General features: G+C 73.1%; 1 protein-coding gene. It reads left to right on the forward strand.

The annotated features are described in order from the left end of the window. The coding region (locus tag AC01FP_RS18120; RefSeq protein WP_474482205.1) for a PAS domain-containing protein at positions 1-844 on the forward strand (844 nt) is incomplete at both ends.

Below are 844 nucleotides of genomic sequence, written 5' to 3' on the forward strand. Positions count from 1 at the left end.
GAGCTGCTGGGCATCGAGCCGGGCGAGTTCATCGCCGACGGCATGCTGATGCACCGGCTGCGCCACGAGGACGACCGGCCGCGGATCGAGGCCGCCACCGAGGCCGCCAACAGCAGCCTCGCACCGCTGCGCACCGAGTACCGCGTGCGCCTGGCCGACGGCCGCGTGAAGTGGGTGCTGGTGCTCAGTGCGGCCGCGCCGCCCGAGCAGGGGCTGCCGGTGCGCGTGGGCATGGTGTTCGACATCACCGCCCGCAAGCAAGCCGAACAGGCGCTGCAGGCCAGCGAGGCGCGCATGCAGCAGCTGCTGTCGCTGCTGCCGGGCGTGGTGTACCGCCTCCACGTGTCGCCCGATGGCCAGCGCCGCTACGGTTTCGTGAGCGACTACGTGCGCACGCTCTACGGCCTGGAACCGGCCGAGGTGCTGGCCGATGGCGATGCCCTGGCCCGCCGCCGCCACCCCGACGACGCCGCCGCCACCGAGGCCGTGGCCCTGCCGGGCATGCTGCGCGGCGACGAGCTGCACTACGAGACGCGCATGATCGCGCTCGACGGCACCGAGCGCTGGGTGGAGGTGCACAGCCGCGAGGCGCCGCCCGAAGACAACAGCGGCACGCGCGAGCGTGTGGGCGTGCTGCTCGACATCACGAAGCGCAAGCGCGCCGAGCTGCAGCTGGCCGCGCAGGCCGAGGTCTGGAAGCGGGCCATCGAGGCCAGCGGCGACGGTGTCTGGGACTGGCACATCCGCGAGGGCATCGAGCTGCTGTCGCCCCAGTGCAAGGCGCTGTACGGCTTTGCGCCCCACGAGCTGCCCGACACCCCCGACGCGCTCGACGAGCGCACGC

The sequence above is a fragment of the Cyanobium sp. NIVA-CYA 375 genome, assembly GCF_056108345.1.